The organism is Erythrobacter sp. S227, assembly GCF_057364925.1.
The window spans coordinates 332,126-355,851 of the sequence record NZ_CP200280.1 but is presented as its reverse complement, the minus strand read 5'-3'; the positions used below and the strand labels follow the sequence as shown (position 1 = coordinate 355,851).

The following is a 23,726-nucleotide window of genomic DNA, read 5'->3' as shown; positions in this document are numbered from 1 at the left end:
TTCCTGTGGGCCTGTTAACCTTGCAGTTACTAAGATTTCTTACCTCTTACGCATAATTTCCAAGCCGAGTCAGACTTCAAAGGGCAAGCAATTTATGGCCACCGCACAAGCAGCGCACAATCTTTACGGCAGCGATTTTCATCAGGATCGTGATACGCGCACCCGTGACACTGCGCGCCTGATCCTGCGTGAGATGTTTCACCTCGTTCAGCCTAAGAGCGTTTGCGATGTTGGCTGCGGCGTTGGCACCTGGCTTTCGGTTGCAAGGGAAATGGGAGCCGAGACCATCCAAGGCTTTGAAGGGCCTTGGGCAAAGACCGCCAATTTGGTTCTGAACAATGCTGATGTCAGCTTCATGGACCTTGAGGATAGCGTGCGCTCGCAAGACCGCTTTGACCTCGTCATTTCTCTCGAAGTTGCAGAGCATTTGTCGAAAGAACGCGCCCGCAGTTTTGTCGCTGATTTGTGTGCTCTTGGCGATGTCGTACTGTTTTCAGCCGCGATCCCGATGCAAGGGGGAACGGGCCATATTAACGAACAATGGCAGAGTTACTGGGCCGACCATTTCGCAAGCCAAGGGTTCGAGGCCTACGATCCGGTTCGGCCAAAGTTCTGGAACGATGGTAATATCGCGTTTTGGTATCGGCAGAATATGCTGGTCTACGCAAAGCAAGGGTCAGACGCAGAAGCGAAGCTGAAGGAAGCTCGGGTCCATACCCCTGCCATCCTGGACCTTGTTCACCCTGACCAATATCTTCATGCAGAGGCAGCACAACCAGCGCGGGCGCTTTCACGCAAAGTCAAACAGGTCTTTGGCCGAGTTTAATCGCGCTTCATGTGCCTACGGCAAAGTTGCGGCCTTGCGAGCCTTTCCAGCTGTCACGCTCCACCCGTAAATTGCCCAGACTGCCTCAAACGCAAGATGCGCAAACACGGCTGCGACTAGGCCGAGCGGCGAAATCAGTGCGAAAAGTACGCCGAAAAACGCAATGTTTCCCAGCAAAATCATAGTGGTGAACTGCTTGGCGATATCAAGCGCCAGCATCATCGGGGGCAGCGCCGCCCCTGCCAGGTAGAGAACTTTTGCCAGCATCAGGCCAATGACGATCCAGTAAGCGGGTTCAAACTCTGGCCCGAATGCCGTGGTGAGCACAAAGGGTGTCAGGACGAGCATAATCGCGGTGCCGATAAGGCCAAGCGCTGCGACCCCGAGGCTGGATTTAAGCGCAAAGCCAAAGGCCCGCCCCGTTTCTCCGACCGCTACAAATCTCGCAATCGGAACGCTTGATGCCCGGTGCAGAGGAGCGCCAAACTGACCGATAAGCGCAGAAAGGTTCTTGGCCGCTTTTAGCAATGCCGCAGCCGCCTCTCCCAGAAGTGCACCAACAACAAGAACATCGCCTTCCTGACTGAAAATACGCAAACCGTATGTGAAATTGGTCTGCCACATCATTTGCCAGAAATTGCGCGAACCCTGGATCGCTTCGTTGGCATTCGCACCCTTCAATTGCGCAAGGCCTTCGCGCCTCAATGTAAGCATCGACCAGATCAAAAAGGCAATGTTTGCGAGAGCTTCCGCGCAGAGCCAGACTATCAGGAGCGTCTGCGCCGTCCCACTTGTTCCCCAGACAATCAGCGAGGCGAAAAGGATCGTCGAAGATGCGGTGACAGGGCGCAAACTGATCGCACCAAACCGGTCAAAGCATCTCAATCCTGCCTCGATAGCGCCAAATGTCCGCGTCAGAATGACAAGGCAATAAGCGGCCGCAAACCAAAGCCAGTCCTCACCAAACCCGAACAATTGATCAGCGAGGGGCAGGCAAAGAAGCGCGACCAGCGTTGCAAAAACCGCGGTACCAAAATCGACCAAGAGCCCCGCCTTGAACAGGCCCCTCAGCCTGTCGGGACCAGCCTTTTCCTGAGCGTCAGCCATAAAATTGGTGAGCACATTGGCAGACTGAAAGTTGAGCAGGCCATCAATCGCTTTGACATAGGTCTGGATCAGAATGATGATGCCGAGCATCGCCAAATCAAGCGTTTGGGCCGCAACAGCAAAGATAGCCAATTGCAGCACGCCGTCGAGTGCATTGCCGCTAACCAGCTTTCCCCAGGCCTTCAGAAGCGTCTTCATTCTTTTGACCGTCACCTCTTTGGATAGAGAGTATTGTAAAGCTGTACCACTAAACCTCGCAGCCGTGCGTTACCGATAAGGCGAGACAGTCAAAATCGCGGAGCAATACCCAAGGGTTTACCCTTAACCCAATGGAGGGACATTGGACGATAGGCGAAACTCGGATTTACCCGACGAAAGTTAAACCTCTCGCTTTGGCGAAAAATTAAGGTTTCCAAATTATTCACCACAATTCGAGAGGCGCTGTTCGTGGTAGTTCGCGATAGCGCAGGTGATACCAGATTGAGCCCGGGGGCTAAGTAAATGAGCGCATTTGGCAAAAAAGGTGGCGCGGGCGGCATGCGACCCGGTGCAAAACCTGCCTTTGGCGTAGCACGTCCGATGAAGGGCGGCAGCTCGAATTCCGAGGACGAAAAGGGCGGCGAACAATTCCCGCCTTTGCCAAATGGTGGCAGCGGAAGCAGCGGGGGCAGCGCAGAGCCTGCAAAGTCCAGCGCCCCTCCTCCTCCAAAATCCTCCAAAGGCGGATCGACATCCGAAGCGATGGATCGCCTGACCGAGCGCATGAACGCAACCCACGCTACCGAGTCAGAAGCTGGCGGGTTCGAGGCAAGCGTTCACAAGATTAAAGAACAGGTTCTCCCGCGCCTTCTCGAGCGCGTTGACCCTGAAGCGGCAGCGACGCTTACCAAAGAAGAGCTGTCGGAAGAATTCCGTCCAATCATCATGGAAGTGCTGGCCGAGCTTAAGGTCACGCTGAACCGCCGCGAGCAGTTTGCTCTCGAGAAGGTTCTGATCGACGAGCTTCTGGGTTTCGGCCCGCTCGAAGAGCTTCTCAACGATCCGGACGTCTCCGATATTATGGTCAACGGTCCTGACCAGACCTATATCGAGAAAAAGGGTAAACTTGTTATCGCGCCCATCCGGTTCCGCGATGAACAACACCTTTTCCAGATCGCACAGCGTATCGTGAACCAGGTTGGCCGCCGTGTCGACCAAACCACGCCGCTTGCCGATGCCCGCTTGAAAGACGGCTCTCGTGTGAACGTCATCGTTCCACCGCTTTCCCTTCGCGGCACCGCGATCTCAATTCGTAAGTTCTCTGAAAAACCGATCACCTTGGACATGCTCAAGGAATTCGGTTCGATGTCGGAGAAAATGTGTACGGCGCTCAAAATCGCTGGCGCGTGCCGTTTCAACATCGTGATTTCAGGCGGTACGGGTTCCGGTAAAACGACCATGCTCAACGCCCTTTCGAAGATGATCGACCCCGGCGAACGCGTTCTGACCATCGAGGACGCGGCCGAACTTCGTCTGCAACAGCCGCACTGGCTCCCGCTTGAAACACGTCCGCCTAACCTTGAAGGGCAAGGCGCGATTACCATCGGGGACCTCGTGAAGAACGCCCTGCGTATGCGTCCTGACCGCATTATCCTTGGTGAGATTCGTGGCGCGGAATGTTTCGACCTTCTCGCCGCCATGAACACCGGCCACGATGGCTCCATGTGTACGCTTCACGCCAACAGCCCGCGCGAGTGTTTGGGCCGTATGGAAAACATGATCCTGATGGGCGACATCAAGATCCCTAAGGAAGCCATTTCACGCCAGATCGCAGAATTGGTTGACCTGATTGTTCAGGTGAAACGTCTGCGCGACGGTTCGCGTCGTACCACCGACATCACCGAGGTGATTGGGATGGAAGGCGATGTGATCGTGACGCAGAACCTGTTCAAGTTCGAGTATTTGGACGAGAGCGAAGACGGCAAGATCATGGGCGAATTCCGCTCAAGCGGACTGCGTCCCTACACACTTGAGAAGGCCCGCCAGTTCGGGTTTGATCAGGCTTATCTTGAGGCTTGCTTGTAAGTTTGTGATCTCCTGCGAAAGCAGGAGTCCAGCTTCAATGCCCCGAGATGGGCTCCTGCTTTCGCAGGAGATTAAATTCACAAATTTCCCAGCACAACTGGCAGGCTCAACGCAAGGCATCCGCCGCCGATAATCGCGAGCCCCAAAAACATTCCGGTCCAAGGCACAAATCCCACGCGCTCTAACCGGTCAACCGAGCGCCGCTTCTCGCGCCTTTTGTCCATCACAAGACACACTGCTGCTAAAGCCCAGCACACCGCACCTGCAACAGCCAAAAGCGCCGCATCGCTCGCAAAGGTGAGAGGGTTCATTAAATCCATGGCAGCGCTCATTTAGTCTTTGCACACACGCACGCAAGCATTGCGCAATCACACGGGACCCCTAAAGCCTTGTCATTATGGATGGATCCGTTGCCCGCCCTCGCCCGATGCTTGCCATTGGATTGCGCCTCATCACGGCTGTGGTGTTTGCAACGATGGGCATGCTGGTCAAACTTGGCGGGGAACGCGGCGTGCATCTGGTCGAGATGCTGTTCTGGCGTCAATTCATCACTTTCGCACTCATCGCGGGCGGCTTGGCTCTTTTCGGAAAACTTGCCACCTTGCGCACCAATCGGATCAAAAGCCACGCAGCGCGCTCCGCGCTCGGCGGGTTTTGCATGTTCTTCGTCTATGGCGCTGTACTGCTGCTGCCTCTCGCGGAGGCGACAACGCTTTCCTACACCGCGCCCTTCTTTGCCGTCGTGATCGCCGTGACGATGTTTGGCGAGAAGGTGGGCCTTTATCGCTCTGCTGCGGTTCTCATCGGTTTTTGCGGCGTCGTCGTGATTATGCAACCGGGCAGCATGGGGGATGAGATAACGGCTTTCGGCGTCTTCGTGGCACTTGCAGCAGCAGCAATGGTCGCGATGATCAGCTTTCAGATTCAGGACCTCAACAAAACCGAAAGCCCGTGGAGCATCATCTTCTGGTTCACCGCGATTTCAACGCCAGTATTCCTTGTGTTGATGCCCTTCTTTGCAAGTTGGCATGACCCGCAAACCTGGGCAATCATTGTGGCGATGGCTTTATGCGGGGCCCTTGCCCAAATTCTGCTGACAAGCTCGCTGCGATTTGGTTCGGCGGGCGTGATCTTGCTGATCGACTACACCTCGCTGCTTTGGGCAACCTGGTATGGTTACGCCATATTCGACCGCGCTCCATCGACGACATTGTGGTTGGGCGCACCATTGATCGTGGGAGCGGGCCTTATGATTGCATGGCGCGAGCGAACATTGGCAGAAGCAAAGCCTGAATAGAGGACGGCGATTCTTGCCCGCTGCGATGTATGGTGCAATAAACCCAAGTGGAGGGATACCGCAGCAAAGGATGTAACCAATGAAACGCTTCCCCAGTATGAGCTCTACTTTATCAATTCTCCCGCTTGCCGCCCTGACGCTTGGATCGGGAGCTGCTCTTGCCCAATCGCCGAACGGCCAATCAGGGGAAAACCAGATCATCGTGTCCGGCACCCCGATCGAGGAATCCGGCCGCGCGCTTGCAGCCTGTATCGAACAAGGCTGCCCTCCTGAAGAAGACATCGCGCTGACGCTTGCCCATGCCGAGAACCAGTTCATCGCTGGCGACTACAAGGACGGTGAGGCAACGCTGAGCCGCTCGCTCAGTCGCAACCGCAAGCACAAGGAGTCTGTGCCTGTACCCCTGTCCGACCTTTATCGCGCGAGCGGCCGGTTCGCGATACATTTGGGAGAGGCGCGAGATTTTCGACTTGCAAACCTCGAAATGCGCGACGTTCTGAAAGATGTTTTCGGCACCGAGGACCGCCGGGTCCTGATCGCTGACACCGAGGTGGGGGATGGCCGTGCTTGGCTCGGTTTTCCCAACGGCGCGCGCCGGATTTATGAGCGTGTCGAAGAACGCGCACTAAAGCTGGGCTATCCGCGTGTCGCCAGTTTCGCCCGTCTTCGTCAAGCGCTGCTGAATGAGGCGGAGTGGGAAACCAGTCATGGCAACCAAAGGTTGCTCGACCGCTATGAAGCATCAATTGCGCAACTCATTGAGGAGCCGCTGGAGAACTCCGAGGACTTCATCCTGGTTGCTGAGGTCATGAAGGCCCGTTTTGATCGCAATCGAGGTCAGATGGGCGCGACCGACGCGCTGATTGAGCGCTTCGTTGCAATGGGTGGGACCCAAACTCCGATCCTACTATACAACGAACCTTTCGAGCGTGTGAGCCGGGGCGGTCTTCCCGTGGATCGGCGACTGGGTTTTTTTCAGAGCAACACGCTGGATCGTCTCACTACTCCGCAACTCAACAAGCCCCGCTTTATTGATGTAGGCTTCTGGGTGCGCCCGGATGGTACCACAGAGGATGTCGAGGTTCTTCGTGCACAAGGTCCGGACAGCTGGCACGCAACAGTGCTCGATAGCATTTCCTCGCGGCGCTATGCACCGCTTGACCTTGATGAGACGTCCCCGGGCTTTTTCCAAGTCGAGCGCTTCACTCTCACCTCGCGTTTCGCAGATGAGAGCACAGGAACGCGCATCCGCCGCCGTGAGCCCGGCTATCGCATAGAACGGCTCGATCTGACGCCGGAAAACACCAATGACCTTATCACAACGCAAAGTTGATGTATGGAAATAGAGCTCTGCCTCTCATAGGGGGCAACTCACCGCAACAAAGGGCTGGCCCATTGCGGGCTGGCCCTTTTTTGCTGGAATATGATAAGAACGATGGCCAAATCGGGTAAAGCAATGACTGCTCACCTATCTCAACGGAGACAATCCATGATCCGCAACGCTCTTATCGCTCTTTTGCTCGGCGCCGTGACACTAACAGCGACGGCCTGCAACACGGTCAAAGGATTGGGCCGCGATATTGAGTCCGTTGGCCGCGCAGGTGAAGAAGCGATTGACTAGAAATGTAGTGTGAGAAGGACCTAGTCCTCCTCACCCATCTGCCCAATTTCTGGGCCCATCACCCAAAGCGATAGATCAGCATCAAATTGTTGGCCGGCATTTCGTAGCGCGCGCTGCGACGGAAACCGTGCGCCTGTGCCGTTGTGTCTATTTCTTCGACATGGCGAATGCCCCAATTCGGGTTTCGAGCCTTCAAGCTTAAATCAAAGGCAAGGTTCGATTCCGCCGGCTCAACCCCCTGCTCAAAGAATGGTCCGTAGAGGATCAAGGGAAATCCCTTAGCGCTTTCACTTTGTGCAGCGGCAATTGCTGTGCCTTCGAAAAGACCAGTGCACGATGCGTAGGCAGATATGTGGATCATGTTGATGCACAAGGTAGCGGCAATATTCCCCTCAATTGCCCAATCCTTGGGCACAGTTGCATCGATAACTATCGGGGACCCCACGTTTTTTCCCGTATACTCCTTCGTAAAAGCCCTGATCGAATCCAAAGCAGCGGGGTCGGTATCACTGGGTTGCCAATGCAGTTCCGAAAATCGCTCGCCGAAGAAAACCACGTGTTCTCCAGAACCGCTCGCGATTTCCAGCACCGTCCCTTTCTGAGGGAGTTCTGCGGATAGGACACGCGCAATAGCCTCGCGGTTGCGCAAGGTGGCAGGGGCGTGGCGTTTCATTGTGCAGCGGCCCTTACGAGACCTGCCGGTCCTGACCTTCCCAATAAGGCGCGCGCAATTGCCGGCGCAGAATCTTGCCAGAGGCATTGCGCGGCATTTCGGGAATTATATCGACGCTTTTGGGCGCTTTGAACGCAGCGATTTTCTCGCGGGCATAGGCGATGATCTCACCCGCATCGATCTCCATGCCAGGCTTTGGAACACAGCAGGCTTTCACCTCTTCGCCCCATTGCTCGGAAGGGATACCGATAACGGCAACCTCTGCGACAGCAGGGTGACCAAAGATCGCGTTTTCCACCTCAGCGGGATAAACGTTTTCGCCCCCTGAAATGATCATGTCCTTGATCCGGTCCTGGATATAGACATAGCCATCATCGTCCATGATCCCGGCATCACCAGTGTGGAGCCAGCCGTCGGCATCGATGGTCTTGGCGGTCGCTTCGGGTAGCTTCCAATACCCTTCCGTATTGGAAGGCGACATAATGCAGATCTCGCCGATCTCGCCGCGCGCCACTTCCTTGTTGTCTTCGCCGCGGATCTGGATTTCTACACCGGGCACAGCTTTACCCGCTGAACGCATCCGCTCATTGCCTTCGAGCGAATGGTCATCCGGCGGCAACATCGTGACGGTGCCGCAGGTTTCGGTCATGCCGTAAACCTGTAAAAGCCCCGCCCCCGGCATAGTCGCGACCGTCTGTTTGAGGAGTTCCAGCGGCATGGGAGCTGCACCATACATCAGATAGCGGAGTCCCGAGAAATCGGTTTCCTTGGCCAGCGGGTGCTGGATCACGAACTGGATCGCAGCGGGTACGAGGAACATATGCGTGACCCCGTTCTGGATCGCACGCAGCACGCCATCGGGGGTGAATTCAGGGAGAACCTGCGCCCTGATACCGGCAGATGTCGCAATCGCGCTCAATCCAGTGCCGCCGATATGGGCGCATGGCATCGCGGCAAGGATGCAGTCCTCGTCGTGATAGGTCTGCCAAGGAAGGGCTGCTTCCATGCTTGGCTTGCGCAGAGCGAACATGTTGCGGTTGGACAGGCCAACGCCTTTGGGATTGCCGGTCGTGCCCGAGGTGTAAAGCTGCAAAATCGGGTCATCGAGGTCCGCAGGCTCGTACTCTGCAGGCGTCAGATCCCGGGCCATCCGAAAAGCGCTCTCGACTTCAAGCATCTTTGGCGCATTCTCCATCGATCCTGTCACTTCGCTGGCGGTTTCGATGAAGTCTTCTTCAACGAAAAGCACCTTGGTGCCGGTATCAGCGAGAATATACGCCATCTCTGGCGGAGCGAGGCGCCAGCCAACAGGAGCGATCACCGCCCCCATGCGCGCAGCGGCGTAAAGCAGCAGGAAATACCGATCAGAGTTTTTGCCAAGCCATGCGATCCGGTCGCCGTGCCCGACCCCGTTTTCGCGAAACAAGGCGACCAATTGCCGGGTGAGCACATCCGCTTCACCATAGGTCGTCATCCGGTCGCCCATCTCGAGGGCAATCTGATCCGGGCTTTCTTTGGCCCAATGGTTCAGGAACTCGTCAAACGACAAAAAACTCTGCTGGGCTTTTACAGCCATGCTTTACTTCCCCCAAACTGAATTGTTTCGCACGGTTAAGCATTTGCAGGCGGCCGCGTCCATATGTTTACTAAGGGAAATTCAGTAAAATCTAGCTCCAGCGTCCCTGCCGTCTTGCCGCAGGCTCGCGCACGATTAACCAGATCAGCAAGCCTGCCGGACCCGCCATCAACGTCGCTGCGAGGATCGGAGCCTGAATAATGCGGTGGATCGACTTTGCATCGGCATCTCGCGCGATCCAAAGGCCGACGAACAGGTCGAACGCCAGATAATGTATCCAGCCGATGGTGACGCCCCCATCGCTTGCGAATATATCACGCACGCCTTCGATGGTGGTGAAGTTCGCGCCGCCCCCGCCATCCCCTGCAGAGACAAGACCTGTGACGACAGAGACAAGAGCAGTGGTGTAGGCAAGAGACAGAATCGCCACGCCAAAATACAGCACAGCTGAGAGCAAAGCAGGCCAGCGCGGCAAGAGTATGAGCGCTATCCACGCGGCTAGGGCAAGCATGTTTGCAGCTCTGAAAGCGAAGTCCCAATCCATTGTCATTCCCCGTTGTGCTTTTCCGAGCCTATCGGTCAGCTGTTCAAGCGAACTTTGCCCGCCAATCGCGCGCGGCTCTCTTGATCGCGTCATTATCGTGGGTGAAGCAACCGGCCGCTTTGCGCAACGCCAATCCCATAGCTGCCTCGCACACGTGATCTGCATCGATGGAACGGAGCCCGTGCCATTTGCCGGGCAAAAGCGGGTCGAGCAATGGGCTCATAACTTGAGCGATGGCTTCAAGTGGACGCATGTCGTCCTGGCGCGCGCCCTTGAGCAGACCGGGGCGCAATATATCGACCCGGTTGAACCCCAATTTCGATACCGCGTCCTCGGTCTCACCCTTGGTTCGCAGGTAAAAGTTTTTGGCGTTGCGGCTTGCTCCTGATGAGCTCACCAATACAAAATTGGGAACGCCAGCTTCGCGCGCAGCCATTGCGGTTGCAACGATCAGATCAAAATCGACCTTGCGGAACGCCGCTTCGTCGCGCCCTGCTTTGCGCCATGTTGTCCCCAATGCGCAGATCAACGCGCGAGGTTTTACCGCCTCGAGGATTTCGCCCCATCTTTCCGGGTCAGCCACGAACATTTCAACTCTCGCGCCTTTGGGAAGCTCTGGCTCTCGCCGGGCGATGCCGACCATGCGCATCGCATCGCCTGCGCTGGAAAGCTCGATGAGCCTGCGCCCGATAAGGCCCGTTGCACCGACAAGCCCTACGCGAACAGGGCCCTGAACGGTGTCATTCGGGCTATCGTAAAGCTCAGACATTGATCAGGCCCTCGGGCACTTCACCATAGATTTTCGCGCAGGATTGCATGGCAAAACGATCGCTCATCCCGGCAATAAAATCGGCAATCATTCGCGAACGCTGAGGCTCGGCCTTGGGCAGGCGTTCGCGCCACTCTTGCGGCATCTGGCCGGGGTCTTGCGAGTATGCCGTGAATAACTTCGCCACCACGTCGCGCGCGTTCTGAGCGGCCGAAACCTGTTCGGGATGGTAATAGAGCTTTTGATACATAAAGGTCTTCAAGGTGCGTTCCTGCGCCGCCATTTCGGGCGAAAATCCGGCCAATTGCCGGCCCGCCTGACGGACTTGGCTCACCGTTTCAAACCCTTTGGTTGATTGAACCGTGTGCTCCAGCACATCATTCACCATCAATCCGATCTGATCCCGAACAAGCTCGCGCAACAGGCGGTCTTGGGGTGCATGTGGAAAGCGCTTTTCGACGACACGCCATTGGCTTGCGAGGAAATCCAGTTCCATCAGGTCATCAAGGGTCAGGAACCCTGCGCGGAGCCCATCATCAATGTCATGATTGTCGTAAGCGATGTCATCGGCAATCGCTGCAATCTGGGCCTCAATCGAAGGCCATGTGCCAAGGTCGAGCGGGAACGCTTCATCAAGCTCACTCAACGCCCAATTGGGCTTCGTGACCGGCCCATTGTGTTTCGCAAGCCCTTCAAGAAGGTCCCACGTCAGGTTCAATCCATCATGGGTGGGATAGGGGCTTTCGAGCCGCATAACCGTGCGCAGGGTCTGGGCATTGTGGTCGAAACCGCCGTACGTCTCCATCGCCTCAGCCAGAGCATCTTCCCCTGCATGGCCGAACGGCGGGTGGCCCAAATCATGGGCCAGACAAAGCGCTTCGGTGAGGTCCTCATCCACCCCAAGCGCGCGCGCCAGAACGCGGCCAATCTGGGCCACCTCGACCGTGTGGGTAAGACGGGTGCGGTAATGGTCCCCATCGGGCGCAATGAAGACCTGCGTTTTTGACTTGAGCCTGCGAAAGCTCATCGAATGGATGATGCGGTCGCGGTCGCGCTGAAAATCGCTTCGGGGTCCGCGCCTTTCAACAGGCAGCGGCGATGCGGGGGATGCGCCGTGTTTGGCGGGTGCAAACTCGCGCCCGCCATGGGCATGCGGATCAGCGGCAAAGGGGGCTCTGGATGTCACAGCTTTACCGCTTAGGTGAGCACCATGAGCGGCTCAACGGGAACAAATCAAAAACGATGTAGGAATATCGTGGACAGCGCTCAACATTTTGGAGCGCTCGCCAAAGGCCAAATTCGAAGGAAGAAAAAAATGGGACCGCTCACCGGGTGCAATGGGGGGGGTGGTAAGCGGCCCCAAGAGCTCTGAAGCTCTCGGGTCTTTCGGCGCGACCCGAAGACCCAAGCCTGCCTTCTTTTATATCACGGCAGACCCATGTTTCGCGGTTAGTCCGCGCCGACTCAACTTGCACCCCGCCCTCCGGGGAGAAGCGACAAAGCGTTTCTAGCAAGCGGCAAAGCGTGACCTAGTTCACTGTTTCTTGCTCAAGGATCCAGTTCGCGGCGGCTTCACAGTGAATTCTGGTGGAGTCAAACACGGGCAAAACATTGGCGTCGATATCCACCACAAGGTCGAGCTCGGTGCAGGCAAGGACGATCGCTTCGGCACCATCCTGCGATTTGTTGGTGATGATTGTCTTCATCGCGCGCTGGGCATCGCGGGTCACTTTTCCGACCATCAACTCGTCATATATGATCCGGTCCATCGTCTCGACATTGGTCATATTGGGCGGCAAGAGGTTCACACCCTGCGCGACAAGCCGTTTGCGATAGAAGCTTTCGGTCATAACATTGCGCGTGCCCAAAATGGCGGCGGTTTTGCATCCGGCTTCCTTCAAGGCCTTGCCAACATAGTCTGCGATGTGAAGGATCGGGATGTCGACGCTGGCAGCGATCTCGTCATAGAGTTTGTGCATGGAATTGGCGTTGATGATAAGGGCCTGGGCCCCTGCCCCTTCCAATCGCTTGGCACTGTCGCTCAGGATTTCGGCTGCACGCTGCCATTCCTTGTCCTCGCGAAGCGCATAAAGCTCACAAAAATCAAGGCTTTCGATAAGCATGGGGGCCGAAGCCATCGGGGCCGCGCGGCGCTGCACGATTCGGTTGATACGGTCGTAATAGATGCGGGTAGAGACCCAGCTCATCCCCCCGATCATTCCCAGTTTGCGCAAGATTAAAGTCCCTCGAATCCTAAGTGCTCGCCAACGCATTGGCGCTGGCTGATGTAGCGAGCATAAGCCGCATTCGTCCATAGCGGCTGATTAAGATCGTCAAATCTGCAAACAGGGCGGAAAATCACCCTTCAGGCTCTGCACCTTCAAAGCTGGCCAGCCATGCCTTTACATCCGCCAAAGTGGCCTTTGGCGCTTCCTCGTGGGGAAGATGCCCGATTCCGGGGTACACGACCAGCGATGAGGCAAGCATGGTCTGATCAAGCCATTGGCCCGCTTCGACCGGGATCAGCCCATCTTCATCGCCCCAAAGGATCAGCGAAGGCGCCGAAATCGCGGCGATCTCTGCCTTGGTTAGAGGCTCGTAGTCGGCAGAAAACCGAGCCATGGTCGCTGCACGGTTGCCTGGATAGCGCAACAATTGCCAATAGCGATCAACCGCTTCTTCGGTCACAACCGCTTTGTTCGAGACGCTTTGTTCAAGGCTTTGCTTGATAAGCGAGCGCGGGGTGATGTGCTCGGCGATCATATTGACGCCGGGCATACGCGCAATCGTGAAACCGATATTTCCGCCGTCATCTGCTTCCAGTTCAGCCGGGTCCATCAAAGCCTCGACCTCGGCTTGAGGGGCTCCGCCTGCATCAACAAGGATGAGGCCTGCGATGCGATCCGGATATGCATTTGCAACGGCCAGAGCGTGCTTTCCACCCATGGAATTCCCGCCAAGGATGAATTTTTCGACACTCAGCGCATCGGCGACCTCGATCACATCGGCGGCATAGTTTGCTCTGGAATAATCCCCGGAAGGGTCAGGTCCGGTGAGGCCGTGGCCCACCTGGTCAAAGCGGATGATGCGGTGTGCCGCTTTGAGCCCCTCAACCCAAGGTTCCCACGTGTGCAGGTCTGCGTTTGAACCATGGAGCAGAATAATAGGTATGCCCTCTTGTGCGCCTTCATCGCGAAGGTGGACGGTTACTCCGTTACCAATCTCGACATATTGAGACGGCTCCCCGCCCCAACGCGCGCGCATCATCTCGGGGTCTGTATCCGGCACGCGCAGAACGAGGAAGGCAATCACCAAAATCGCAAGGATCGCAAAGACGATCCGAATAGCCCACTTCATTCACCCATCTCCGCAATCCAATCTCTCATCAGTTCAACCGCATCGTGATCGATGGTTGAACGGCCCAATTCAGGCATCGCAACGCCGGGCTCATTGGAATTCATACGGTGCAGGAGGATCGACTTGTCAGGCTTACCGGGCTCGATTGAGACAAGCAGCCCCCCTGCCCCGCGCCCGGCCGCAACCGGCGGTTTGTTGATGCCGATGGCAAAGGCGTCGGTCTGCTCCCAGCTGAGGTCGAGGCCGGAATTGGATGCTCCGCCTCCCGGACGATGACAATGCGCGCAATTTACGTCGAGATAGGCGCGAGCACGCGCTTCTTTGCTGGCTCTGATATCGTCCAAAAGGGGCAATGTGTCTGCCCCCACGGGCACTTGGTCTAGCCAGCCCTTTTTGTGCATTTCGTTCACCCACTCGCTCGACAGATTGCGCGCTTTAGGACCGATGGGGATGACTTCTCCATCCACTGAATGGCACGCCTTGCATTGGTTTTTATTGGGTATCCGGTAACTGATTTCCTCACCCGATGGCGTGGTGATCGGCACGCGCCCTCCGGCAAGTGCCAATTTCGCCTCAGTTTGCTCTTCGTTCCACCGATACGGGAGGGCCAACCACCCATCGGCCCGGTGCAGCAACACGCGCGTTTCGATAAAGCGCTGGTCTGAACCCTCACCAAAAGCAAAGGTCTTTATGATTGCGCTGCCCACGGGGAAATTAAGCAATCCCTTGCCATTGGCCCCAAGCGGTTTTGCCGCGCCCGTTTCATCGCCGGGCACGTAAATATATCTAAGCTTGTCCGCACCATCTGACCAAAGCGATGTATTGAGAGAATAGGCATGAACACCCCAATTGGGCTGGCGCGCGGCGGCATCGCTGAAAAAGCTGTACGCTTGAAGCGTGCGAGGGAAACCATCCCCTGAGATCAAGTCATCGCGCACTTCATTTGGAGCGAGCACTGTCGCTTGCGCCACCACAGATGCAACCAACGCCGCCAACGCAGCGAGAAAGGTGCGCAATGTTGACATCAGATACGCGCATCCAGCTCGGCAGGTGCACCGATGCCGGTGCGGTCGAAGTCAGCCTCCGGCTCCGGCACGCTAAGTGGAGATGGGTTGGCCCCTGCCAAACCCTTGCCTTGTTCGGTCAGGTTCAGCGACCAGCCAGCGGTGCCGGGCACGGCATAAAGGCTCCCCTGTCCATCCCACATGACAGGCGGCAATGATCCGCCAAAAGCTGCGAGAAGCATTTCTGCGCCTTCCATCTGAGGCTCATCCCCGCCGCGGCCATAGATGTTATTGCCAACCACCACCTCGCGCGGGAACGGGTTGTAACGGTCATCATCGAACCCTTGGATATAGGCGATCACCATGATCGGCGCGGTGGGGTTCTCGTCGATGATATTGTCCTGGATAAGGACCTTTTCATTGGCCATCACCATGATCCCCGTGCCTCGGCGCACGCCTGCGACAATATTGCCGGGAGGGGCAAAGTTGGGGGTGTCATTGGCCACCACGAGGTTGTTTTCAACGATTACATTGCCGCCATTCATGACCGGCAGACCGGGCAGGTCAAATACGAGGATGCCACCGGTGTTGCGGGTCGCAATGTTGTGCTCGACCAAGGCATTGCGGCTGTTCTCGATTTCGATGCCAGCAACATTGGCCTCGGCAATGGAGTTGCGCACGGTGATCTGGTTGGACTGGCCGACATAAATGCCAGCGTCAGAGGCTCCGGTAACCTTCACCCCGTCAACCAGAACGCCGGTGCTCTCAACCGGATAAATGCCATATGCGCCATTGTCGGGGTCAGGCCCCTTGGTCCACGTCACGCGAATGCGGTGGTAGACGATTTGGTCAGCGCCCTTGGACTTGATCCCATCGCCCTTGGGGTTCTCCAATGCGAAATCGCGCAGTGTCACGTTGTCTGAGGTGATCAACAGCCCCTCGCCAGAACCCGCCTGCGTGGTGAAATCGAGCACCGTCCCATCCATACCGGCCCCGCGCACTGTCACGCCGTCCACATCAAGGCTAAGCCCATCGGTGAGCGTGTATCGGCCTGCTTCAAGCACGATCTCATCGCCGGGCTCTGCAAGGATCAACGCCTCTTGCAAACGCTCCTGTGCGCCTTCGCCCGGGCTGACTGTATGCGTTTCGGCCAATGCGGGCGCTGCGCTCGCCAGCAATGCTGCGGCAATCGAAATCCTGATCATGTGATGTGTCTCCCTCTCCAGAGCGCATAGTGGCGCAATTCGAGGGCGGATTGCAAGCAAGCTTAGCGCCTCAGAAGCTCCAGTCCGATGTCGACACCGCAACCACCAGCAACAATGACCACTTGTTCAACGGCGTCGCGATCATCGACCCTGCGAAGACGGGCCATTGCTTCTCCTGTCGACAAGGGAATGCGTCTCTCACCTTCTTCGGGGGCAAAGCGTTCAAGCTTGAGCAATTGCTCGATTGTGAGCTTGTCGACGAGGCGCGGTGCCATGCAGGACGACATGCGCGCAGGCACGCCATTGTCGAGCAAAGCTTGCTCCACGCGCGCCTCTGTGACCTTCTCGACCAGTTTCTCTCCGCCAAGCACCCAAAAGGCACCCAGCCCCAAAAGAAACACAAGGAAGAGCAGCAGGTACCGCATCGAGCCTCTAGTCGAGCGCCTTCACAATGCCTTCGACCATCTTCTTGGCATCAGACAAGAGCATGACCGTTTGCGGCATGTAGAAGACATCATTGTCAACGCCTGCATAGCCAACGCCACCCATTGAACGCTTGATGAAGAAGACCTGCTTGGCCTTATCCACGTCAAACACAGGCATGCCGTAAATGGGTGATGACTTGTCGGTCTTTGCCGCCGGGTTCACCACGTCGTTTGCACCGATGATGAAGGCAACGTCAGCTTGCGCGAACTCGCTATTGATGTCCTCAAGCTCGAAGACTTCATCGTACGGGACATTTGCCTCGGCCAGAAGCACGTTCATGTGCCCCGGCATACGCCCTGCGACCGGGTGGATCGCATATTTGACCTCGACGCCCTTTTCTTTGAGCGCATCGGCCATTTCGCGCAGCACGTGCTGAGCCTGTGCCACCGCCATGCCGTAGCCCGGGATGATGATAACGCTTTCAGCCTGTTCGAGCATGAACGCTGCATCGTCAGCAGAGCCTTGCTTGTAAGGGCGCACCTCGCGCGGAGCCCCGTCGCTGTTGCCACCATCTTCCGCGCCAAAGCCGCCAGCGATCACGCTGATGAAGCTGCGGTTCATGGCTTTACACATGATGTAGCTGAGGATCGCGCCGGAAGAGCCCACCAGCGCACCGGTGATAATCATCGCCGAGTTGCCAAGAGTGAAACCCATGGCCGCCGCAGCCCAGCCCGAATAGCTGTTCAGCATCGACACAACCACCGGCATATCTGCCCCGCCGATCGGGATGATGAGGAGGAAGCCGATAAGGAAGGCGAGGACGGTCACCCAGATGATAAGCTGCCCTTCGCCCGGACCACCTGCGCCCGACACAGCATAGGCTGCAATCATACCAAGGATCGCGGCAAGCGTACCAAGGTTGATAAAGTGACGCGCTGGCAAAAGGATTGGAGAACCGCTCATCCGGCCAGACAATTTGAGGAACGCAATAACCGAGCCTGAGAAGGTGATCGCACCGATTGCGATACCAAGACCAAGCTCAACGCGGCTAACCACAAGAATCTGCCCGGTTGCGTCGAGAATACCAAACGCGCCGGGGTTAAGCCAAGCAGCGAGGCCCACGACTACAGCTGCAAGACCCACAAGGCTGTGAAAGCCCGCTACCAGTTCGGGCATCGCGGTCATCGCGATCTTGCGCGCGATGGTGACACCGATGATGCCGCCAAGGAAGATCGCGATTCCAATCTCGACTATATTGGCGATGTCATGGGTGACCAGCGTCGTAATGAGCGCAATGCCCATGCCGATCATGCCGTTTCGGTTACCCGCACGTGATGTGGCGGGGCTGGAAAGCCCGCGAAGCGCAAGGATGAAGAACACGCCCGCCGCAAGGTAGGCGAGCATAGCCCAAGCGGGGGTTCCGCCCACACCATCGGCGGCGGCTGCCAGAAGCGAGAAGCTCATCAGTTCTTCTCCTTCTTCTTATACATGGCGAGCATACGCTCGGTCACGGCAAAACCGCCAAAGATGTTGATCGAGGCCATCACAACCCCTGCCAGGCCAAGCCATTTGGCAAGCGGGCTCGTCGCCTCAGCTGCTGCGATTAGAGCGCCCACAATGATGACCGAGGAAATCGCATTGGTCACAGCCATAAGCGGCGTATGCAGCGCAGGCGTCACCGACCAAACCACATAATAGCCGACGAAACACGCCAGCACGAAGATGGATAGGATTGAAATAAAGTCCATTATTCGCCTCTCTCGGCTAACTCAGCGAGCACAATATCGATGCGGTCCATCACCGAATTGGCGACAGATGCTTCCAATTTATCGGCTTCTGCCTGCTGCTCTTCAGAAAACTCAGGGCATGCGATATCGACCAAGCTCATTTGATAATCATAGTCTGCCTTGGCGATGGCGAAATCGACCTCGCGCGGCGTACCTTTTTGCGCCGCGCGCATCGCTTGAAAACGCTCATAAGAGCTCGCAAGGCCAGCAGATCGCCCGCATGGATTGTACACCGCGCTCAGAACAACCCCGACCTCCGAACGCAACTGAGCCCCGTCGCGAACGTCATCCAGCGAATACACGGACTGCGTTTCAACGTTGTCAGTCTGGGCGCACGCTATAGTCGGCACAGTTGCAGCAACGATCAGAGCTGTAGCGGCGAATGCTCTCACACGTTCAGCCTTTCATTCACAACTTCGCCGCCTTGGGTCAGGCGGATCGCATCGCCGATCTCTTCGTCGAGTTCGGGTTTGCCTGCTTCGGCATCCCAGAAGGCAGAGAGAAAGTTGAAGTGGTTACGCGCAAACAGCGCTGAGGCATCGGCAGCAAGAGCCGCTGGCGTATTGGCATAGCCGATGATCTTCACACCGTGCTTTTCGACGACCCTATCAGCCTCTGAGCCTTCGACGTTGCCGCCTTGAGCAACGGCAAGATCGTAAATCACACTGCCCGGCTTCATCGAAGCAATCTGCTTGTCAGTGATCAGCACAGGAGCAGCGCGTCCGGGGATCAGCGCTGTGGTGATGACGATATCCTGTTTGGCAATGTGTTCGGAGACAAGCTTGGCTTGCGCTGCCTTATACTCATCGCTCATCTCTGTCGCATAACCGCCAGAACCTTCGCCCTCGATGCCTGCGACTTCGGTCACGAAGATCGCTTTTGCGCCAAGGCTTTCGATCTGTTCTTTGGTGGCAGAGCGGACATCAGTCGCAGACACTTGAGCGCCCAAACGCCGCGCGGTTGCAATCGCCTGGAGCCCTGCGACACCCACACCCATGATAAAGCAACGCGCGGCTTGAACCGTGCCTGCCGCAGTCATCATCATCGGAAATGCGCGGCCGTAAGTGTCAGCCGCCGCCAGAACCGCTTTGTAGCCAGCAAGGTTTGACTGGCTGGAGAGCACATCCATCGACTGAGCGCGGGTGATACGCGGCATAAACTCCATTGAGAGCGCCTCAAAGCCGGCCTTGGCGTAGGCAGCCAGCAGATCGCCGTTCTGGAACGGGTCGAACAAGGCTGCGACCCATGCACCGGAAGCTGCGCCTTTGAGCTTTGCTACCTCGGGGGCCTGGATGCCAAGCACGATGTCGGCGCCCTTCACCGTTGCAGCGGCGGTGCCAACAGTGGCGCCTGCCTCTGCATAAGCCTCATCAGGGATAGAGGCAGACAGTCCGGCGCCTTTTTCGACGGCGAACTCATTACCCAGCGCGATGAATTTCTTCACCGTCTCAGGCGTCGCAGCCACTCGCGTTTCGCCAGCGGCACGCTCTTTCAGAACAGCAATTTTCATTAAGTTACGCCCTTATGGAGCGATCAAAGCCACAACGATAAATGTGATGATCGCAATCAAAGGGATTGCCCATTTGAGCGCCCCCATAAACCCATCATAGGTGGAACGGGCGTGGTCCATATCATTGGCTGACATCGTTAAAGTCCCTTCAGCTTTCTTTCCCTCGAATGCCTTGGAATTCAGCGTTTGTTGCAACGCGGCCCCTTTCGGCATTCGTTCCTTCCCCGAACCCACTATCGAAGGGTTAGTTCAAGCTCAACCCACCAAAGCCGGTTCCGGTTCCGAATGACATCCAAATTGCAGGACATTGCACAAGTCGCAACAGCCTTAATTCCGTCTTTACCCGTCTCCTTTATGCCCAACCCACGTCTAACTCCCGGGGCGAGAGCCGGGTCTGTAAAGGAATCAGGGCCGAATATATGGCGCAAAGCGACGAACACGCTGAGATTTTGCCCGATTTGGCGGCTGACGAAGGCATGGATGCCGGTACCGATGTGCATGACGAATCGGATGAGAATACCCGCATCGTCATGCTTATTGACGACGAGCCTGCCCAAAGCCGCCTGATTTCCGCGATTGCTGCGCGCGATGGTTGGCGCACTGTTGTCGCAAGCGATGCCGAAACCGCGATTGCCATGCTTGGCACGCGCGAAGGCATGCAATTGTCCGCGATCCTTCTCGACCAGTGGGTTCCAGGAGACGATGCCTGTTCGCTTATCGCCGAGCTTAAAGAGCGCCGCCCTGCTCTGCCGATCCTGATGCTCACCACCAGCGCGTCTCCGCTCCTCGCGGTCGAAGCCATGCGTGCAGGGGCCAGCGATTACCTCGTTAAACCCATTTCGCCTGACCGTTTGATGGATGCCCTTCGCGCGGTCACCACCCGCGAAGCGCCTCGCGATGAGCTTGCGCCTCTGACCGAGAAGATGTCGGCGAGCCTCGATTTTGACGCCATGATCGGCACAGCGCCGCCTTTCCGCACAGCCCTTGCCCAGGCCGCAAAGGCCGCGCGCGGGCACAACCATTCGCTCATCGAAGGTGAAAGCGGGACCGGCAAAGAGATGCTGATGCGCGCAATGCACGCCGCCTCTCCGCGTTCGAAAGAGGCCTTGCGCATCATCAATATCGCAAGCGTTCCACCAAACTCGGTCGAGTCTGTCCTTTTCGGCCACGAACCCAACGCCTTCCCTGGAGCCTTTGACCGCCAGATCGGTGCGCTCCAGCATTGCGACGGGGGCACCCTTGTCCTTGACGAGGTCGACCGGCTCAGCATGTCCGTTCAAGAACGGCTGAGCGACGCGCTTGAGACGGGCATTGTCCGGCCGATGGGCGCAACCCATGGTTTCCGTATCGACATTCGCCTCCTTTCCGCCAGCAACATGAGCCTCGCGCGCCTTGTTGAAGGCGGCCTGTTTGACGCGGGCCTTGCCCAAAAGCTTGGCGCAACGCGGGTTCAGTTGCCACCCTTGCGAGAGCGCACGGGCGATATATCCGCGCTCACCCGCCACTTCCTCACCCGGATCGGAGAGCAGCCGGGTCTCACCCACCTCTCCATCGCCGACAGCGCGCTTGCCCTGCTTGCCGCATATGATTGGCCGGGCAATGTGCGTCAGCTTCAATCGGTTCTCTTCCGCGCGGCTGTGTATTGCGAAGGCGATACGCTGACCGCTGAAAGCTTCCCGCAACTCTCCGAGATGATCGGCGAACCCGACAGCACCGCGCGTTCTGCCCAGCACGAGGGCGTTGGCGTGATGCTTTACACCGAAGATGGCAATCTGCGCCCCCTCGAAGAGATCGAAGCTGATGTGATCCGCCTTGCAATCGGGCATTACCGAGGCCGGATGACAGAGGTCGCAAGACGCCTCGGCATTGGTCGCTCAACGCTCTACCGCAAGCTTTCCGACCTTGGCATCGACAACGCAGCGTAACGGGCAGCTTGATCTGTCGGCCGCGCACCCGTAGCGGTGGCGCATGACAAATCTCAAAGACTTCGGCGGGCGCACTGCCCTCGTCACTGGCGCGGCTTCCGGCATTGGTGCTGCGTGTGCAAAGCTCCTTTCGAAGCGCGGCGCGGCCAAGCTCTTCCTTGTTGACGTTGACGCCGAGGGTCTCGCCGCTCTCGACCTTGAATGCGAGGTTGAAGCCGTCATTGGCAGCGTTGCTGATGAAGCCTTGTGGGACGACCTCACCCCCAAGTTGTCGGACCTTGACCACGCCGTTGTGAACGCTGGCGTTGGCGGGTTTGGTACTATTGACGAACTCTCCTTCGATGAATGGCGCCGCGTTATGGCGATCAACCTTGATGGCGCTTTCCTTACTTTGCGGGCCGCTTTGCGCGGCATCAAAGCCAATGGGAAAGACACAGGCGGCAGCGTTGTTATCACCGGCTCCTCCACCGGGGTGAAGCCTGTTCCCGGCATCGGTCCTTATGGCCCGGCCAAAGCCGCGGTTGCCCATATGGCGCGCATCGCCGCGATGGAGAACGCACCCGCCAATATCCGCGTCAACGCCATTGCGCCTGGCGGCGTCGACACCGCCATTTGGGAGGGCGGCGATGACTTCAACGCTAGCGTCGAGGCCATTGGCCGCGAGGAAACCCTCAAACGCATGTCCAAGACGACGCCCAATCGCCGCTTTGCCACGTCCGAGGAAATGGCCGGAACCATCCTCTACATGCTCGGCGATGCCGGATCGAACATCACCGGACATGTCTTGGTCAGCGACGGCGGCTTTACGCTGTAACGGGGCCGACACCCTGCCTTCAAAGAGGCAGCCCGCTAAAGTCCGTCAGCGCCGCATCGCGAAGTCCGCGCCACACATTGCGCGCCTGAACCGTCTCGGCCACATCATGCACCCGCAGCATATGCGCACCGGCATTCATCGCAGCGGTCGCCAAGGCAATCGAGCCGCCAAGCCGTTCGTGCGCAGGCTCTTCATTGCTCAGCGCACCAATCATCCGCTTGCGACTTAGCCCGACCAGAAGCGGGCTTCCCAAAGCGTGGAACAGCGGCAGCGCATTGATCAGCGCCAGATTGTCAGCCAACGATTTGCCAAAGCCGATGCCCGGATCAATCATGATGCGGGTCTCTTCGATACCGTTCGCGATTGCCTTTGCCCGCTGGTGGTAAAGCGTGTCGAACACATCGCTCACCACATCGGTATATGCGCCCCCGCTTACCCCTTCCATGGAGTGCAAATCCTCACCCGTGCCAGGCGCATGCATCAACACCACGGGGCATTTTGAACTCGCCACAAGGTCGAGCATCCGCGGGTCATAGCGCAGCGCGGAGACATCGTTTGCCATATGCGCGCCCTTGGCAAGAGCCGCCTCAAGCACGCCTGCACGCCTTGTATCGACACTGATCGCAGCGCCCATGCTTGCGCAATATTCGATGGCCGGGACAACGCGCTCTATCTCGTCGCCTTCAAAGGTGGGCGTGCTGCCGGGCCGTGTGCTTTCCCCGCCAATGTCGATGATCGCGGCCCCTGCCTCGACCATGGCAGCGGCATGCGCGCGTCCTGCATCGGGTTTCTCCAGCCATTCGCCGCCATCGCTAAAGCTGTCTGGCGTGACATTCAGAACCCCCATCACCTGCGGCTGATCAAGGCGAATGGTGCGATCGCCCAGCGTCAGCGGCGCGTGGGTTTTTTGCAGATTTTCCCACTGCTGCTCCGCCTCGCGCGTCAAAGTGCCGCCGGGCTCTGCCAAAGCGTAATCAGCCTCGCTCACGCCGAATATGCGGCGGTATGTGACCTTGCCTTCTTCGCGGACAATCAGGGCAAAGCGGCTGGCATAGACCATCGTGCCTGCAAGCCGGATTGCGCCCGGGCCATCGCCGGTTGATTCCGTTTGCGGACCAAGCGAAAGGCCGACCGGACGAAGATAGATGCTCGATGTCATAGTCTATTGTATTCTTTCAATTATCGCCAAGTTTTGACACACTTGACACACTGTTCAGGGCC

At 57.4% G+C, this 23,726-nt stretch carries 25 protein-coding genes; 7 read left to right on the top strand and 18 right to left on the bottom strand.

Features of this window, described 5'->3' with window-relative positions:
- The first annotated feature begins 94 nt into the window (after positions 1-94).
- Positions 95-826 carry a methyltransferase domain-containing protein gene (locus tag AC0V6Q_RS01630; protein ID WP_486166699.1) on the top strand — a complete coding sequence of 244 codons (732 nt, stop codon included), beginning with the start codon at positions 95-97 and terminating at the stop codon, positions 824-826.
- Between the two features lie 15 nt (positions 827-841).
- Here AC0V6Q_RS01630 and AC0V6Q_RS01625 read toward each other — a convergent pair whose 3' ends face one another.
- Positions 842-2,131, bottom strand: a complete 1,290-nt coding sequence (locus AC0V6Q_RS01625) for a lipopolysaccharide biosynthesis protein (RefSeq protein ID WP_486166698.1) — start codon at positions 2,129-2,131, stop codon at positions 842-844.
- Between the two features lie 303 nt (positions 2,132-2,434).
- Here AC0V6Q_RS01625 and AC0V6Q_RS01620 point away from each other — a divergent pair, with 303 nt between their 5' ends.
- A complete protein-coding gene (locus AC0V6Q_RS01620; RefSeq protein WP_486166697.1) occupies positions 2,435-3,997 on the top strand; it encodes a TadA family conjugal transfer-associated ATPase in 1,563 nt (520 codons plus the stop codon).
- A 77-nt stretch (positions 3,998-4,074) separates the two neighbouring features.
- On the opposite strand, the gene AC0V6Q_RS01615 is transcribed toward AC0V6Q_RS01620, so the two are convergent.
- Positions 4,075-4,317, bottom strand: coding sequence for a hypothetical protein (locus tag AC0V6Q_RS01615; protein ID WP_486166696.1), 243 nt, complete (start codon positions 4,315-4,317; stop codon positions 4,075-4,077).
- A gap of 77 nt (positions 4,318-4,394) precedes the next feature.
- Here AC0V6Q_RS01615 and AC0V6Q_RS01610 point away from each other — a divergent pair, with 77 nt between their 5' ends.
- From AC0V6Q_RS01610 to AC0V6Q_RS01600, 3 genes are all read left to right on the top strand, one after another.
- Complete coding sequence (locus AC0V6Q_RS01610; protein ID WP_486166695.1) at positions 4,395-5,294, top strand: DMT family transporter; 900 nt, start codon at positions 4,395-4,397, stop codon at positions 5,292-5,294.
- A 79-nt stretch (positions 5,295-5,373) separates the two neighbouring features.
- Entirely contained in the window at positions 5,374-6,627 is a 1,254-nt protein-coding gene (locus tag AC0V6Q_RS01605; RefSeq protein ID WP_486166694.1) for an energy transducer TonB, read from the top strand.
- Positions 6,628-6,783: 156 nt separating this feature from the next.
- Complete coding sequence (locus AC0V6Q_RS01600; RefSeq protein ID WP_486166693.1) at positions 6,784-6,915, top strand: entericidin A/B family lipoprotein; 132 nt, start codon at positions 6,784-6,786, stop codon at positions 6,913-6,915.
- Between the two features lie 58 nt (positions 6,916-6,973).
- On the opposite strand, the gene AC0V6Q_RS01595 is transcribed toward AC0V6Q_RS01600, so the two are convergent.
- The 15 genes from AC0V6Q_RS01595 to AC0V6Q_RS01525 all read right to left on the bottom strand — a co-directional run bounded on the left by AC0V6Q_RS01595 (position 6,974) and on the right by AC0V6Q_RS01525 (position 19,901).
- The gene (locus AC0V6Q_RS01595) at positions 6,974-7,588 is read right to left on the bottom strand and encodes a DUF938 domain-containing protein (protein ID WP_486166692.1); all 615 of its coding nucleotides are present in this window, start codon (positions 7,586-7,588) and stop codon (positions 6,974-6,976) included.
- A gap of 13 nt (positions 7,589-7,601) precedes the next feature.
- Entirely contained in the window at positions 7,602-9,164 is a 1,563-nt protein-coding gene (locus AC0V6Q_RS01590; RefSeq protein WP_486166691.1) for a fatty acid--CoA ligase, read from the bottom strand.
- A 91-nt stretch (positions 9,165-9,255) separates the two neighbouring features.
- Positions 9,256-9,708, bottom strand: coding sequence for an ABA4-like family protein (locus tag AC0V6Q_RS01585; protein WP_486166690.1), 453 nt, complete (start codon positions 9,706-9,708; stop codon positions 9,256-9,258).
- Between the two features lie 43 nt (positions 9,709-9,751).
- Positions 9,752-10,477 carry an NAD(P)H-binding protein gene (locus AC0V6Q_RS01580; protein ID WP_486166689.1) on the bottom strand — a complete coding sequence of 242 codons (726 nt, stop codon included), beginning with the start codon at positions 10,475-10,477 and terminating at the stop codon, positions 9,752-9,754.
- Entirely contained in the window at positions 10,470-11,663 is a 1,194-nt protein-coding gene (locus AC0V6Q_RS01575; protein WP_486166688.1) for a deoxyguanosinetriphosphate triphosphohydrolase, read from the bottom strand. The genes AC0V6Q_RS01580 and AC0V6Q_RS01575 overlap by 8 nt, the downstream gene beginning before the upstream one ends.
- Before the next feature lie 343 nt (positions 11,664-12,006).
- The gene (locus AC0V6Q_RS01570) at positions 12,007-12,711 is read right to left on the bottom strand and encodes an aspartate/glutamate racemase family protein (protein ID WP_486166687.1); all 705 of its coding nucleotides are present in this window, start codon (positions 12,709-12,711) and stop codon (positions 12,007-12,009) included.
- Between the two features lie 124 nt (positions 12,712-12,835).
- Positions 12,836-13,834, bottom strand: coding sequence for an alpha/beta fold hydrolase (locus tag AC0V6Q_RS01565; protein WP_486166686.1), 999 nt, complete (start codon positions 13,832-13,834; stop codon positions 12,836-12,838).
- A complete protein-coding gene (locus AC0V6Q_RS01560) occupies positions 13,831-14,859 on the bottom strand; it encodes an SO2930 family diheme c-type cytochrome (protein ID WP_486166685.1) in 1,029 nt (342 codons plus the stop codon). The genes AC0V6Q_RS01565 and AC0V6Q_RS01560 overlap by 4 nt, the downstream gene beginning before the upstream one ends.
- On the bottom strand, positions 14,859-16,043 hold the full coding sequence (locus AC0V6Q_RS01555) for a parallel beta-helix domain-containing protein (protein WP_486166684.1): 1,185 nt from the start codon (positions 16,041-16,043) through the stop codon (positions 14,859-14,861). The genes AC0V6Q_RS01560 and AC0V6Q_RS01555 overlap by 1 nt, the downstream gene beginning before the upstream one ends.
- Before the next feature lie 62 nt (positions 16,044-16,105).
- Positions 16,106-16,468: a hypothetical protein gene (locus AC0V6Q_RS01550; protein ID WP_486166683.1), complete on the bottom strand. Its 363-nt coding sequence runs from the start codon at positions 16,466-16,468 to the stop codon at positions 16,106-16,108.
- A 7-nt stretch (positions 16,469-16,475) separates the two neighbouring features.
- Positions 16,476-17,933: an NAD(P)(+) transhydrogenase (Re/Si-specific) subunit beta gene (locus AC0V6Q_RS01545; protein WP_486166682.1), complete on the bottom strand. Its 1,458-nt coding sequence runs from the start codon at positions 17,931-17,933 to the stop codon at positions 16,476-16,478.
- Entirely contained in the window at positions 17,933-18,217 is a 285-nt protein-coding gene (locus AC0V6Q_RS01540; protein ID WP_034959357.1) for an NAD(P) transhydrogenase subunit alpha part 2, read from the bottom strand. Before AC0V6Q_RS01540 ends, AC0V6Q_RS01545 begins: the two co-directional genes overlap by 1 nt.
- Positions 18,217-18,648, bottom strand: a complete 432-nt coding sequence (locus AC0V6Q_RS01535; RefSeq protein ID WP_486166681.1) for a hypothetical protein — start codon at positions 18,646-18,648, stop codon at positions 18,217-18,219. Before AC0V6Q_RS01535 ends, AC0V6Q_RS01540 begins: the two co-directional genes overlap by 1 nt.
- The gene (locus AC0V6Q_RS01530) at positions 18,645-19,766 is read right to left on the bottom strand and encodes an NAD(P) transhydrogenase subunit alpha (protein ID WP_486166680.1); all 1,122 of its coding nucleotides are present in this window, start codon (positions 19,764-19,766) and stop codon (positions 18,645-18,647) included. Before AC0V6Q_RS01530 ends, AC0V6Q_RS01535 begins: the two co-directional genes overlap by 4 nt.
- A 12-nt stretch (positions 19,767-19,778) precedes the next feature.
- Positions 19,779-19,901, bottom strand: coding sequence for a hypothetical protein (locus tag AC0V6Q_RS01525; protein WP_486157999.1), 123 nt, complete (start codon positions 19,899-19,901; stop codon positions 19,779-19,781).
- A 341-nt stretch (positions 19,902-20,242) separates the two neighbouring features.
- On the opposite strand from AC0V6Q_RS01525, the gene AC0V6Q_RS01520 reads away from it, so the two are divergent.
- Entirely contained in the window at positions 20,243-21,691 is a 1,449-nt protein-coding gene (locus AC0V6Q_RS01520; RefSeq protein WP_486169219.1) for a sigma-54-dependent transcriptional regulator, read from the top strand.
- A 43-nt stretch (positions 21,692-21,734) separates the two neighbouring features.
- Positions 21,735-22,505 carry an SDR family NAD(P)-dependent oxidoreductase gene (locus tag AC0V6Q_RS01515; RefSeq protein ID WP_486166679.1) on the top strand — a complete coding sequence of 257 codons (771 nt, stop codon included), beginning with the start codon at positions 21,735-21,737 and terminating at the stop codon, positions 22,503-22,505.
- A 19-nt stretch (positions 22,506-22,524) separates the two neighbouring features.
- Here the strand turns inward: AC0V6Q_RS01515 and folP are convergent, their stop codons facing one another.
- Positions 22,525-23,664: a dihydropteroate synthase gene (folP, locus tag AC0V6Q_RS01510; RefSeq protein ID WP_486166678.1), complete on the bottom strand. Its 1,140-nt coding sequence runs from the start codon at positions 23,662-23,664 to the stop codon at positions 22,525-22,527.
- Positions 23,665-23,726: the final 62 nt, after the last annotated feature.